At 68.8% G+C, this 12,858-nt stretch carries 15 protein-coding genes; 13 read left to right on the plus strand and 2 right to left on the minus strand.

The genetic code is table 11. The features are described from left to right. Nucleotides 1-39 precede the first annotated feature (39 nt). From BLQ43_RS03825 to BLQ43_RS03865, 9 genes are all read left to right on the plus strand, one after another. Nucleotides 40-1,137, plus strand: a complete 1,098-nt coding sequence (locus BLQ43_RS03825) for an ABC transporter ATP-binding protein (protein WP_218119109.1) — start codon at nucleotides 40-42, stop codon at nucleotides 1,135-1,137. 201 nt (nucleotides 1,138-1,338) lie between these two features. Then, nucleotides 1,339-1,605, plus strand: coding sequence for a twin-arginine translocase TatA/TatE family subunit (gene tatA / locus BLQ43_RS03830; RefSeq protein ID WP_090018807.1), 267 nt, complete (start codon nucleotides 1,339-1,341; stop codon nucleotides 1,603-1,605). Nucleotides 1,606-1,653: 48 nt separating this feature from the next. Next, nucleotides 1,654-2,130: a Sec-independent protein translocase protein TatB gene (gene tatB / locus BLQ43_RS03835; RefSeq protein WP_090018808.1), complete on the plus strand. Its 477-nt coding sequence runs from the start codon at nucleotides 1,654-1,656 to the stop codon at nucleotides 2,128-2,130. A gap of 28 nt (nucleotides 2,131-2,158) precedes the next feature. Then, nucleotides 2,159-2,992, plus strand: coding sequence for a twin-arginine translocase subunit TatC (tatC, locus tag BLQ43_RS03840; protein WP_245659437.1), 834 nt, complete (start codon nucleotides 2,159-2,161; stop codon nucleotides 2,990-2,992). A gap of 97 nt (nucleotides 2,993-3,089) precedes the next feature. Continuing rightward, nucleotides 3,090-4,373, plus strand: a complete 1,284-nt coding sequence (gene serS / locus BLQ43_RS03845) for a serine--tRNA ligase (RefSeq protein ID WP_090018809.1) — start codon at nucleotides 3,090-3,092, stop codon at nucleotides 4,371-4,373. Next, nucleotides 4,366-5,151, plus strand: coding sequence for a 5'/3'-nucleotidase SurE (gene surE / locus BLQ43_RS03850; protein ID WP_090018810.1), 786 nt, complete (start codon nucleotides 4,366-4,368; stop codon nucleotides 5,149-5,151). The genes serS and surE overlap by 8 nt, the downstream gene beginning before the upstream one ends. Then, nucleotides 5,148-5,819 (plus strand): protein-L-isoaspartate(D-aspartate) O-methyltransferase, encoded by a 672-nt coding sequence (locus BLQ43_RS03855; protein WP_090018811.1) that lies wholly within the window; start codon nucleotides 5,148-5,150, stop codon nucleotides 5,817-5,819. Before surE ends, BLQ43_RS03855 begins: the two co-directional genes overlap by 4 nt. A gap of 23 nt (nucleotides 5,820-5,842) precedes the next feature. Then, nucleotides 5,843-7,048, plus strand: coding sequence for a LysM peptidoglycan-binding domain-containing M23 family metallopeptidase (locus BLQ43_RS03860; protein ID WP_090018812.1), 1,206 nt, complete (start codon nucleotides 5,843-5,845; stop codon nucleotides 7,046-7,048). Between the two features lie 6 nt (nucleotides 7,049-7,054). After that, entirely contained in the window at nucleotides 7,055-7,516 is a 462-nt protein-coding gene (locus BLQ43_RS03865) for a hypothetical protein (protein ID WP_090018813.1), read from the plus strand. A gap of 35 nt (nucleotides 7,517-7,551) precedes the next feature. Here BLQ43_RS03865 and BLQ43_RS03870 read toward each other — a convergent pair whose 3' ends face one another. Continuing rightward, entirely contained in the window at nucleotides 7,552-8,427 is an 876-nt protein-coding gene (locus BLQ43_RS03870) for an ATP-binding protein (RefSeq protein ID WP_090018814.1), read from the minus strand. A gap of 144 nt (nucleotides 8,428-8,571) precedes the next feature. Here BLQ43_RS03870 and yajC point away from each other — a divergent pair, with 144 nt between their 5' ends. The 4 genes from yajC to BLQ43_RS03890 are packed head-to-tail and all read left to right on the plus strand — an operon-like array spanning nucleotide 8,572 to nucleotide 12,026. Next, nucleotides 8,572-9,009 carry a preprotein translocase subunit YajC gene (gene yajC, locus BLQ43_RS03875; protein WP_090018815.1) on the plus strand — a complete coding sequence of 146 codons (438 nt, stop codon included), beginning with the start codon at nucleotides 8,572-8,574 and terminating at the stop codon, nucleotides 9,007-9,009. A 57-nt stretch (nucleotides 9,010-9,066) separates the two neighbouring features. Then, complete coding sequence (gene secD / locus BLQ43_RS14800; RefSeq protein WP_090018816.1) at nucleotides 9,067-10,632, plus strand: protein translocase subunit SecD; 1,566 nt, start codon at nucleotides 9,067-9,069, stop codon at nucleotides 10,630-10,632. A 19-nt stretch (nucleotides 10,633-10,651) separates the two neighbouring features. After that, on the plus strand, nucleotides 10,652-11,611 hold the full coding sequence (secF, locus tag BLQ43_RS14805) for a protein translocase subunit SecF (RefSeq protein WP_090018817.1): 960 nt from the start codon (nucleotides 10,652-10,654) through the stop codon (nucleotides 11,609-11,611). A gap of 40 nt (nucleotides 11,612-11,651) precedes the next feature. Beyond that, nucleotides 11,652-12,026: an Mth938-like domain-containing protein gene (locus tag BLQ43_RS03890; protein ID WP_090018818.1), complete on the plus strand. Its 375-nt coding sequence runs from the start codon at nucleotides 11,652-11,654 to the stop codon at nucleotides 12,024-12,026. 93 nt (nucleotides 12,027-12,119) lie between these two features. Here BLQ43_RS03890 and BLQ43_RS03895 read toward each other — a convergent pair whose 3' ends face one another. Next, on the minus strand, nucleotides 12,120-12,728 hold the full coding sequence (locus BLQ43_RS03895; RefSeq protein ID WP_090018819.1) for a superoxide dismutase: 609 nt from the start codon (nucleotides 12,726-12,728) through the stop codon (nucleotides 12,120-12,122). Between the last annotated feature and the right edge of the window lie 130 nt (nucleotides 12,729-12,858).

Raw genomic sequence — 12,858 nt, forward strand, 5'->3', positions numbered from 1 at the left:
TGAATGGTGCCAGCCCGCTTTACCGTTGCCATCGGTTCCATGGATATCCTGACCCTCGAGAACGTCACGCACGACTTCGGCAGCACCCGCGCGCTCGATAGCCTTTCGATCGGCGTGGAAGCGGGTGAGCTCGTCTGCCTGCTCGGCCCATCGGGATGTGGCAAAACCACCGCCCTTCGCATCGCGGCAGGCCTGGAACCGCTCCAGGCCGGACGGGTGCTGCTCGACGGCGAGGTGGTGGCCGACGCGGACCAAGACACACCGCCGGAAGCCCGCAGCGTGGGGCTGGTGTTCCAGGACTACGCGCTCTTCCCCCACCTGACCGTGGTGGACAACGTCGCGTTCGGGCTGCGGAAGCTGCCGCGCCGGCGCCGGCGTGAGCGCGCCATGGCCGTGCTGCGGCAGGTTGGTATGGCCGAGTTGGCGGACGCGCACCCGCACATGCTCTCTGGCGGGCAGCAGCAGCGGGTGGCGGTGGCACGGGCATTGGCGCCGCGCCCGCGGGTCATGCTGATGGACGAGCCGTTTTCGGGCCTGGACGTCACGCTGCGCCACCAAGTTCGTGACGAGACGCTGCACATCCTCAAGCAGACCGGGACGGCGACGCTCATGGTCACGCACGACCCCGAAGAGGCCATGTTCATGGCCGACCGGGTCGTCCTCATGCGCGGCGGGCGGATCGTGCAGATGGGCACGCCGGCGCAGCTCTACGCCGCCCCCGCGAACGAGTTCGTGGCCGCTTTTTTCGGGGACATCAACCGCTTGCACGGCGTCGTTCGCCAGGGCCGCGTGAGCACGCCGCTCGGCGAGCTGGACGCCGGGCGCCTGCCGGAGGGGGCGCCCGCCAACGTGCTGGTACGCCCGGAAGCCGTGCGGCTGCACCCGGTGGACGGCGACGCCGCATCCGGCGCCCGCACCGGGCGCGTTTTGGCATCCCGGCTGCTGGGGCGGAGTTCCGTCGTCCACCTGGTGCTGGACAACCCCGCTGACTCGGGATCGATTCAGGCCGATCGTGCGGGACCGCACGTCCATGCGCGTGTGCCGGGCCGATTCCTGCCGCCGGAGAACACCTGCGTGGAAATCGACATCGACCCCTATCAGGCATTCGTCTTCCCGGCCCACGAAGATGCGGCGTAAACGCCTGTCCAGCGGTGTTTTTGCTGCGTCTCCTATGGGCCGCGCGGCGGCCGCGGCGGGGCCGGCGGGCGTGACATCCGCGCGGACGGCCATGGCGCCGAAAAGCCGCACGATTTTGCCGGACGTTGCGGGCACCGGGCCTTTCTGCGATAGTCCCGGCCAGGAAAGAGATACACCGTTCGGTTTTAGGGAGAGCCCGAAATGGGTGCGTTCAGTCTGTGGCACTGGCTCATCATCCTCGCCGTGGTGCTGCTGCTGTTCGGCGGCGGTGGCAAGATTCCGAAGCTCATGCGCGACATGGGCAGCGGGATTACCGCGTTCCGCAAGGGCCTGAAGGACAGCGACAAGTCCGAAGAAGAAGAAGGCGAGGAATCGCCCAAGGCCATCGAGGACGGCGGTTCCGCCAAGGCGTCGTCGAGCAGCAAGGCCGACCAGGAAACCGGTGACCGCACGGCCGCCAACGGCTAACGGCCGCGCGCGGTTCCTTCATCCTGCTTAAGCTGGGTTCTACCCGACATGCTGGACCTCGGATGGTCCGAGATGGCGATGGTCGCCTTGTTGGCGCTCGTCGTCATCGGTCCCCGTGACTTGCCCAAGGTAATGCGGACTGTCGGGCGGTATGTCCGGCAGGCGCGCGGGATCATGCGCGATTTCCAGTCCAACCTCGAGAAGATGGTCGAGGAAGAGGGATTGGAGGACGTGAAGGAAACCGCCCAGCGCGCGCGAAAGTTCAACACCAACCAAGAGATCGAGAACCTGGTCGACCCCGACAAGTCGGTGCGGGGGACGGCGGAGGAGGTGGAGCGCTCGGCCCGCGGCGACGGCGAGGCGTCGGAAACCGGCTCCACCGGGCGCGGCGATGCCGCCGGCGCCGACACCGGGCCCGGTCCGACCTCGGGCAACGGGTCCAGCAGCGTAACCGCGGAACCGACGGGCCCGGCCACGGAGCACCAGGAGACACGCGGCGCCGACAGGTCGACAGGCAACAGCTAACAAGCGAACAACGAAGAGGCCCGACGGCGTGGCAGACGACACCTACGATCAGAAGCAGATGCCGCTGCTCGATCACCTGATCGAGTTGCGCCAGCGGTTGCTGTATTCCGTCGTCGCGCTCTTCGTGGCCTTCTTCGTGGCCTTCTATTTCTCGCAGGAGCTGTACCGCTTCCTGACCGCGCCGCTCGCCGACATCCTCCTGCAGAAAGGCATGATGGGCGAGGATCAGCGGCGCATGATCTTCACCGACCTGACGGAGGTATTCTTCACCTACGTCAAGGTTGCCTTCTTCTTCGCCGCCTTCGTCACCTGTCCCGTCTTCCTCACGCAGCTGTGGCTGTTCATGGCGCCCGGGCTGTATCGCAACGAACGCCGCGTGATGGCGCCCTTCCTGATCGCCTCGCCGGCACTCTTTCTGCTGGGCGCGTCCCTGGCGTACTTTGGCGTCTTCCCGCTGGCCTGGGAATTCTTCCTCTCCTTCGAGGTGCAGTCGGCGAGCTCGGGCAATCTGCCGATCGAGCTGGAAGCCAAGGTCAACGAATACCTTGGCCTGGTGATGAAGCTCATCTTCGCCTTCGGGCTGTGCTTCCAGCTGCCGGTGCTGATGACCCTCATGGCGCGCACCGGCATGGCGACGTCGAAGGGCATGGCGGAGAAGCGCAAGTACGCGATCGTCGGCGTCTTCATCGCCGCGGCCATTTTCACGCCGCCGGACCCGTTGAGCCAGATCGCACTCGCGCTGCCCATCATCGCGCTCTACGAGGTTTCGGTGTGGACGGCCCACCTCGTCGAGAAGCGCCGTGCCCAGGAAGAGGCTCAGATGCGGGCCGAGGCGACGGACGACGATGAGGGCGAGGGCTGACACGGCCCTCGCGCCTGACGCGGCGGCATGGACGCTCCGCCGGGCACCGCCTATAAGATCGGGTCAGCACACCGCGAGACCAAACGACGGGCCTGTCATGTTCGATCTGAAGTGGATCCGCGAAAACCCGGACGCGTTCGACCGCGCCATGCGCCGCCGGGGGCTGGAGCCGCAATCGGCCACGGTGCTGGATCTGGATGCCCGCCGGCGGGAGGCGCAGACCCAGCTTCAGGAGATGCAGAGCCGGCGCAACGCGGCCTCCAAAGAGATCGGGCAGAAGAAGCAGGCCGGCGACGACGCCGGGGCCGAGGCGCTCAAGCAGGAAGTCTCGCAGCTCAAGCAGTCGCTCTCGGAAACGGAGGAGCGCGAGCGCCAGCTCGCGCGTGAGCTGGAGGAAGTGCTCTCCGGCCTTCCCAACGCACCCGCCGACGACGTGCCGGACGGCGAGGACGAGAGCGCCAACGTCGTCGTGCGCAGCTGGGGCGACACGGACCGCTTCGGCTTCACGCCGCGCCAGCACTTCGAGCTGGGCGAGAGCCTAGCCATGATGGACTTCGAGGATGCGGCAAAGCTGGCGGGCTCGCGCTTCGTCGTCCTGCGCGGCGGGCTGGCGCGCCTGCACCGCGCCATCGCCCAGTTCATGATCGACGTGCACGTCACCGAGAACGGCTACGAGGAGGTGGTGCCGCCCTTCCTCGTCAACAGCAAGACGCTCTACGGCACTGGGCAGCTGCCCAAGTTCGGCGAGGATCTTTTCCAGACGACCGAGGGCTACTGGCTGATCCCGACGGCGGAGGTGCCGCTCGCCAACCTGGCCGCCGACAAGATCCTGCACGCGGAGGATCTGCCACAGCGCTACACCGCGCTGACGCCGTGCTTCCGCGCCGAGGCCGGTGCCGCCGGCAAGGACACGCGCGGCATGCTGCGCCAGCACCAGTTCGAAAAGGTGGAGCTGGTTTCCGTCACGCACCCCGACCGCTCCTGGGACGAGCTGGAGCGCATGACGGGCTGCGCCGAGGACATCCTCCAGCGGCTCGAGATCCCCTACCGCGTGGTCGCGCTTTCGGCCGGCGACATGGGCTTCGCCGCCCGCAAGACCTACGACATCGAGGTCTGGCTGCCCGGCCAGGAGCTGTACCGCGAGATTTCGAGCTGCTCGAACTGCGGCCCGTTCCAGGCGCTGCGCATGCAGGCGCGCTTCCGCGCGGCCGGGGAAAAGGCCACGGCGCCCGTGCACACGCTCAACGGCTCGGGCGTCGCCGTGGGCCGGGCGTTGATCGCGGTGGTGGAGAACCACCAGCAGGCCGACGGCAGCATCGCCGTGCCGGCCGCCCTCCGGCCCTACATGGGCGGCGCGGAGGTCATCTCGCCCGATGGCTGATCCACGCCCGCTCGATTTGTCGCACCCGCGCATCCTGGTCACGAACGACGACGGCATCAACGCGCCGGGGCTGCAGGTGCTGGAGCGCATCGCCGGCCAGCTCAGCAGCGACGTCTGGACCGTGGCGCCGGAGATGGAGCAGTCGGCGACGAGCCATTCGCTGACCGTCCGCCGGCCGCTGCGGCTGCGCCACCTGGACACGCGCCGTTATGCCGTTGACGGGACGCCGACCGACTGCGTCGTCGTCGCGGCGCGCAAGGTGCTCAAGGCGCATCCGCCCGACCTGGTGCTGTCCGGCGTGAACCAGGGCAGCAACCTGGGCGAGGACGTGACCTATTCAGGGACGGTCGCCGCCGCCATGGAGGCGGCGCTTCTCGGCCTTCCGGCGATCGCGCTCTCGCAGGCGCACAGCGGCGACCATCGCTTCCATTGGGAAACGGCGGAGCGCCACGCCGCCGAGGTTATCCGGCGTGTCGCCGAGACCGGTTTCCTCGCCGATTCGCTGGTCAACGTGAACTTCCCCGACCGGGCGGCGGGCGAAGTTGCGGGGGTGCGGGTCTGCCCGCAGGGGCGGCGCGACCTCGACGCCGGCGTCGTGGAGGGCTTCGACCCCGGCGGCCGGCCGTACGTCTGGATCGGGGATTATGCGGGCGACGCCTGCCGCATCGGCAACACCGACCTGACGGCCGTGGCCGACGGCTGGATCGCGGTCACTCCGCTGCACCTGGACCTGACGGAACGCGACCTCCTGGATCGGCTGCGCGAGGCCTTCGCGTGACTCCGCACGGGCGCAAGCTGCGCTTGGCGACGGTGGTGCGCGAGGCCGGGATTGCGGACAGCGGCGTTCTCTCGGCCATGGCACAGGTGCCTCGTGAAGCCTTCGTGCCCGAGGCGTTCCAGGACCAAGCCTACGAGAACCGGGCGCTGCCGATCGGCCACGGGCAGACCGTGAGCCGGCCGGACGTCGTCGCGACGATGACGGACGCGCTGGCGCCGACCAGGCGCATGAAGGTGCTCGAAGTCGGCACCGGCTCCGGCTACCAGACGGCCATCCTCGCCCACCTCACCCGTCGGGTGTACACCGTCGAGCAGGATCGCAGCCTGTTGCGTCTTGCTCGCGAGCGGCTGACGCGGCTCCGCTGCCACAATGTGACGAGCCGGATCGGGGATGGTTGGCAGGGCTGGCCGGAACAGGCACCGTTTCCGCGAATCCTGGTGACCGCGGCGGCCTCCGGCGTGCCGTCGCGTCTGGCCGATCAGCTCGATCCTGGCGGCGTCATGGTCACCCCGGTGACGACGCCGGAAGGCGGGCAGGAATTGGTGCGGCTGACGCGCGACACGGACACGGGCCGGTTCACGGAAGAGCGGCTGGGGCAGGTGCGGTTCGTGCCGCTGATCAGCACCACGGACGGGAGCGCGGACCGGGCCGACCACGAGCGGAGCTGACGGGCCGATCAAGGGCGGGGCTGATGCGCGAACGGCGCCTGGCAGAGGCCCATCCGGGCCGGACGGCAGCTTGTCTCCTCGCGGCCGGGCTGGCCGTGGCCGCATGCTCGCGCTCCGGCGGGCCGGCTCCCGTGGAGTACGGGCAGGGCGGGGAACCCCGGCGCAGCGCCGGTCAGGCCGGCAACGCGTCGGGGCAAACGGTCCGGGGCGGCACCGAAGCCGGCGAGCCGGGTGTGCATACGGTCCGGAAGGGCCAGACGGTCTACGGCATCGCGCGCCGCTACGGCGTTTCCATCCGCGCGGTCATCGACGCCAACGACCTCTCGCCGCCCTACGACCTGCGCATCGGCCAGGAACTTCGCATCCCGGTGCCCGAGCGCTATGTCGTTCAGCGCGGCGACACGCTGTACAGCATTTCCCGGCGGTTCGGCGTCGACATGAACGCGCTCGCCCGGCGCAACGACATCGGGCCGCCGTACCTCATTCATCCCGGTGACGTGCTCACCGTTCCCGATGGCGATGCGACCCGTGTGGCGGAGACGCGGCAACGCGAACGCGAGACGGTGCGTGGGGATGCGGACCGCAAGCCCGAAACCGGGACCGCGGACCGCGAAACCTCGGACTCGGGCGGTGGCGGCGACGTTGTCCGCGCCAGCGCCGAGCCGGAAGCACGCGTCACGGTTCCCATCCCCGATGAGAAACCGCGCGCGATCGCGCGCCGGCAACGCCGCGACGAGGGCCGCGAGGCCGAGACCCGGCAGGCGGCGGCGGATGCGGATCGCAGTGCCGCACCGGTCTCGGACCCGCCCGCGCGCTCGGCGGGCAGCTTCCTGTGGCCCGTCAAGGGCGAGGTGATCGCGGACTACGGCCCGCAGAACAACGGGTTGCACAACGACGGCGTCAACATTGCCGCGCCCAGCGGCACCGCCATTCGCGCCGCGGCCAACGGCGTCGTCGCCTACGTGGGCGACGACCTCAAAGGCTTCGGCAAGCTGGTGCTGGTCAAGCACGCGGACGGCTGGATCACCGCCTACGCTCATGCCGCCGCCATTATCGTGGACCGCGGAGACCGCGTCGAACGCGGCCAGCCGCTGGCCCGGGTGGGGAGCAGCGGCAACGTTTCCCGCCCGCAGCTGCACTTCGAGGTCCGCAAGGGAAGCCAGGCCATCGACCCGCAGGAAGTCATGGCGACCACCCGCGCCTCACGCAGCGGCACGAGCGCGGGCTGACGGGGGATGAGCCGGCAGACCTCGGCCGGCCTGATTTTGGTCGCACGGCTGGCCATCTTGCTGGGCGTGGCGTTTCAGACCGCGGTGCTACTCGACGTCGTGCTCCCGGCGGTCCCGCTACGGGCGAGCGCCGACGCCACGCTCGTCGCGGCTGTGGCGCTGGTGGTTTCCATGGCGGTGGCCTGGTTCGTCAGCGCCGTGCTGGATTGTTCCTTAGCCGGCGACGTCGTCCTCGGAACGGGCGCGCTGGTTCCACCCGCCATGGCGATGGCGCGGCCGGCGCTGCGCACGGCGTGCGGGCTGCCGCAAGACGGACTCTTGATCCGGACGGTGGAGGCGGAGTCCGCCCAGCAAGCCGCTTCAGGGCTATGGTGCGGGCTCTACGCCACGCCGCTCTATCCCGAGGCCGCATTGGTGCTGCTGCTCGCGGTGGTCGGGCTGGTCCTGCGCCTGGTGGAGGCCCGGTAGGGCGGAGCGTCGGCCGCCCCACGGCCGTCTGTCCACTACCCGAGCGACTGGCCCAGGCGCCCGGCGAGGTCCTGAATGAACTGCCAGGCCACGCGACCGTTGCGGGCGCCGCGTGTCAGCGCCCACTCCTTGGCTTCCTCGTGGAGCGTGTCGCGGTCGACCGGCAGGGCGAAGTGGTCGGCGTAGCCCTCGACCATGCGCAGGTAGGTGGCCTGATCGCAGCCGTGGAAGCCCAGCCACAGGCCGAAACGGTCGGACAGGCTGATGGTTTCGTCGCCGGTCTCGCCCGCGTTGATGCGGTCACCGCCATCCATGTCGCCGCGCTCGCGCGGCATGAGGTGCCGACGGTTCGAGGTGGCGTAGAAGAGCACGTTGGCGGGCCGGCCTTCCAGCCCACCTTCCAAGACCGTTTTGAGCGACTTGTAGCTGGTGTCGCCCGCCTCGAAGCTCAGGTCGTCGCAGAACAGGATGCAGGTGCGCCCGGCCTGTCGCAGCTCGCCCAGCAGTCGCGGCAAGCTGGGGATATCCTCGCGGTGGATCTCCACCAGGGCGGGCCGGTCGAACCCGTCGCGCCCGGCCTGCTCGACGACATGGCCATGCACGGCCTTGACCAGCGAGGACTTGCCCATCCCGCGCGCGCCCCAGAGCAGGGCGTTGTTGGCCGGCAGGCCGCGGGCGAAGCGTTCCGTGTTGGCGCGCAGCTGCTCGGCCTGGCGGTCGATCCCGGTGAGCAGCGCCATGTCCAGGCGGTTGACGCGCTCGACCGGCACCAGTCGCTGGTCATCGCCGTCCCAGACGAAGGCGTCGGCGTCGGCCAGGGACGGCTGCTGCCGCGGCGCGGGCGCGAGCCGCTCCAGGGCGTCGGCGATGCGGCGAAGGGCAGAGCCGGGGCTGTTCGGGCGCTCGGTCATGACGGCGCGAAATCTAGGCAGCACCCGGTGCGCGGTCAACGAAGTGGGCGGCACGCGGGCCCGCCCGGCGCTTGCAAAGCCGCGGCGCACCGTTATAGTCGCGCCGCCCCGCCCAGATGATCCACAGGCGCGCAGCGAGGATCCATGTTCATCAGCCCGGCGTACGCCCAGGCGGCAGGCGGGGGGCAAGGCGGCTTCGACATCATGGCCCTCTTGCCCCTGATCCTGATCTTTATCGTCTTCTACTTCCTGCTCATCCGCCCGCAGCAGAAGCGGATGAAGGAACACCGCCAGATGGTCGAGAACCTGCGCCGCGGCGACCGCGTCGTCACCGGCGGCGGCATCGTCGGCCAAGTGACCAAGATCGTCAGCGACACCGAGGCTCAGGTCGAGATCGCCGAGGGCGTTCGCGTGCGCGTTGTGAAGAGCAACGTCCAGCAGGTGCTCTCCAAGAGCCAGCCCGCCGAAGGCGAGCAGGGTGGCGGCGGCGACAAGCAGGCCGCCAACGATGCCGGCGACACGGGCAAGGGCGTTATGAGCAAGCTCCTCGGCGGCGGCCGCGGCGACGACAAATCCAGCTAGCGCAGCCGGCTATCTCCCGACCCGCCCACACGCGACCGCACCACGGACGCCCTCGACATGCTGCACATTCCCCGCTGGCAAACGGTGGTCATCGCCCTGGTGGTGCTTGCCGGGGCGCTGTTCGCCGCGCCCAACCTCGTCAGCGAAAAGCGCGCCCAGCAGCTCCCCGACTGGCTGCCGCACAAGCAGATCAACCTGGGCCTTGACCTTCAGGGCGGTTCGCACCTGCTGCTGGAGGTGAAGGCCAAGGAGTCGCTGGAACAGTACCTCCAGGGCGTCGTGGAAGAGGTGCGCCGCAGCCTGCGCCAGGAGCGCATCGGGTACCGCGCGCTCGGCGTCAGCGACGGCGCCGTGTCCTTCGAGCTGCGCGATCCCGGCAAGGCCGGGGCCGCGCGCGAGGCGCTGCAGGACATCGGCGATTCCCTGCGCCTGCAGCTCGAGGACGGCCAGGGCACGCTGGAGCTGACGGAGACCGCGCGCCGTGAACGCGTGAGCTCGACCGTCCAGCAGTCCATCGAGGTCATCCGGCGCCGCATCGACCAGACAGGCGTGCGCGAGCCCACGATCCAGCGTCAGGGCGAGCAGCGCATCATCGTGCAGTTGCCCGGGATCAACGATCCCGAGCGCATGAAGGACATCCTGGGTAAGACGGCGAAGCTGACGTTCCACCTGGTCCGCCAGGACATCAGCCCGAACGCCCAGGATATTCCGCCCAGCGTGCGGGTGCTGCCCTCGTCGGAAACCGGGCCGAACGACCAGCCCGTCCGCCGCTACGTGGTGGAAAAGCGGGCGATGGTCTCGGGTGAGAACCTGACCGACGCCCAGCCGAGCTTCCAGCAGGGTCAGCCCGTCGTCTCCTTCAGCTTCAACGCGGTCGGCGGCCGTCGCTTCGCCGAAGCGACGAAGGAGAATGTCGGCGAACCCTTCGCCATCGTGCTGGACGAAAAGGTGATCTCCGCGCCGGTCATCCGCGAGCCGATCCTGGGCGGACAGGGCGTGATCTCCGGCGATTTCACCACACAGGAAGCCCGCGACCTGGCGCTGCTGCTTCGTGCGGGCGCGCTGCCGGCGCCGTTGCGCATCCTGCAGGAGCGCACGGTCGGCCCGAGCATGGGCGCCGATTCCGTGCAGGCGGGCAAAATCGCCAGCGTGGTCGCCCTGGTGGCGGTGATGGCCTTCATGGCAGCTATCTACGGCTTTTTCGGCACGCTGACCTGCATCGGGCTGCTGGTGAACCTGATGCTGATCATGGGGGCGCTCTCGCTGTTACAGGCGACGCTGACGCTCCCCGGTATCGCGGGGATCGTGCTCACGCTGGGCATGGCGGTGGACGCGAACGTGCTGATCTTCGAGCGCATCCGCGAGGAAGCGCGCAACTACCGCGGCCCGGTGTCCGCCATCGACGCGGGCTATCGCCGCGCCATGACCACGATCCTGGATGCCAACATCACCACGCTGATCGCCGCGCTGCTGCTGTACTACTTCGGCTCGGGGCCGGTCCGGGGCTTCGCCGTGACGCTGTCCATCGGCGTCGTCACCTCGATGTTCACGGCCATCATGCTGACCCGGTCCATGGTCGCGTTCTGGCTGCGGCGCCGGCGTCCGCAGGCGCTGCCAATCTGAGGCCGCGAGAGGAACCGCAATGGCGCTGATCCGCAACGTTCCGGTCGCCCCGTCGCTGAACTTCGTGAGCCTGCGGCGCCTGACCCTGGCGCTCGCCGCGGCGCTCATCGTCGTCTCCGCCATCGCCTTCGGGGCGTTCGGCCTCAACCTCGGCGTGGACTTCCGCGGCGGCATCGTCATCCAGGCGCAGACGACGCCGGAAACGACCTTGGCCGGCATGCGCGACAGCCTGGCCGAACTCGACCTGGGCGACACCAACATTCAGCGCTTCGGTGAGGCGCACACCGTCCTGATCCGCATCCAGGAGCAGGCCGGCGGGGAAGAAGCCCAGAACGCCGCCATCGAACGAGTTAAAGAGCATCTCCAGCCCCAGGTCACGAGCTACGAGCGCACCGAGTTCGTCGGCCCCCAGGTGGGCGAAGAGCTGAAGCAGGCCGGCATGATGGCCACGGGGCTGGCGCTGCTGGCGATGGCGGCCTACATCTGGTTCCGCTTCGAGTGGCAGTTCGCCGTGGCGGGGCTGGCCGCGCTGATCCACGACGTGGTCACGACGATCGGCTTCTTCTCGATCACGCAGCTGCAGTTCAATCTGGGTACCGTGGCGGCGGTGCTGACGATCGCCGGGTATTCGATCAATGACACCGTCGTGGTCTTCGACCGCGTGCGCGAGACGGTGCGCCGCTACAAGCGCAAGCCCATGCCCGAGCTGCTCAACATCGCGGTGAACAGCACGGTCACGCGCACGGTGCTGACCTCCACCACCACGCTGGTCGCGCTGATCGCGCTGGCGATCTTCGGCGGTGCGGTGATCCGAAGCTTCACCTGGGCGCTGATCTGGGGCGTGCTGATCGGGACCTTCTCCTCCATCGGGGTGGCGGTGCCGCTGCTGTTGCAGATGCGGCTGTCCCCGAGCACGCTCGTGCAGGAGGAGGACGAGACGGCCAAGCAACAGGCGAAGGCCGCCGGCAGCTCCTCGTAACCCCAATGCGCGCGGCGCCCGCCGCTGGAGAGGGGACAGCATGGACGTGACGCCCTACGTGCCGGAGGGCCGGCAGATCATCGAGGGCTACGGCGACCGCCGCTTCCGCGTGGGCGGCGAGGTCTACGAGGGTTCCGTCATCGTTTTTCCGGAGCAGACGGTGGCGTGGCCGGTCACGGCCTTCGAGGAGATGACGCTGGAGCAGTTGCAGCCCGTCCGCGAGGCCGCCGGGAGCGTCGACCTGTTGCTGATCGGCTGCGGGGAGCGCACGGAACTGGTTACGCGCAAGCTGTACGAGCCCTTGCGGGCCGAGGGCATCGTCATCGAGGCCATGGCGACGGGCCCGGCGTGCCGAACCTATAACGTGCTGCTGGCGGAAGAGCGCAAGGTCGCCGCGGCGCTGATCGCCGTGTAAACCGGGCACACTGCCAGGGCGCGGCATCGTTGCGAAACAACAGTCCCGCAAAGAAAACGGGGCGGCCCATGGGCCGCCCCGCCTGGGAACCGCTCAGCCCTGCATCCGGCTGGCCACGTACTCCCAGTCGACCAGATGGTCGATGAAGGCGCGCACGTAGTCCGGACGGCGGTTGCGGTAGTCCAGGTAGTAGCTGTGCTCCCAGACGTCGCAGCCGAGCAGGGCGTGCTGGCCGTCGAAGCACAGCGGGTTCACGCCGTTGGGCGTGGAGGTGATGCGGAGCTGGCCGTGCTCCTGGACCAGCCAGGCCCAGCCGCTGCCGAATTGCCCGGCGGCGGTGGTCACGAAGGTCTCGCGGAACTGCTCCCAGCTGCCGAAGGCGCCCTCGATGGCCTGCTTCAACTCGCCCGGCACGCCCAGGTTCTCGGCGCCGCCATTCTGACGCATGCACGGCCAGAACAGCGTGTGGTTCCAGTGCTGCGAGGCCATGTTGAAGATCTTGGCACGGTTGCTGTCGGTGTAGGTCTGGCGGACAATATCCTCCAGCTCGGCGTTCTCCAGGTCCGTGCCCTCGATGAGGCTGTTCAGCGTCGTGACGTAACCGTTGTGGTGCTTATCGTGGTGGAACTGCAGCGTCTCGGCCGACATGTACGGCTCAAGCGCGTCGTAGTGGTACGGCAGGTCGGGAAGCGCGAAGGCCATGGCGATGCCCTCCTTCTTGGTGTTTCACACGCGTTCCGGTGTCCGCTCGGCTGTTGTGACAGCAGCCACCCCCAAAATAGGCAGTCATGGGCGGCTGTTAACCGGGGGGCACCATCCTCTGCTGTGGACA

The organism is Limimonas halophila, from assembly GCF_900100655.1.
Classification (GTDB): Bacteria; Pseudomonadota; Alphaproteobacteria; order Kiloniellales; family Rhodovibrionaceae; genus Limimonas; species Limimonas halophila.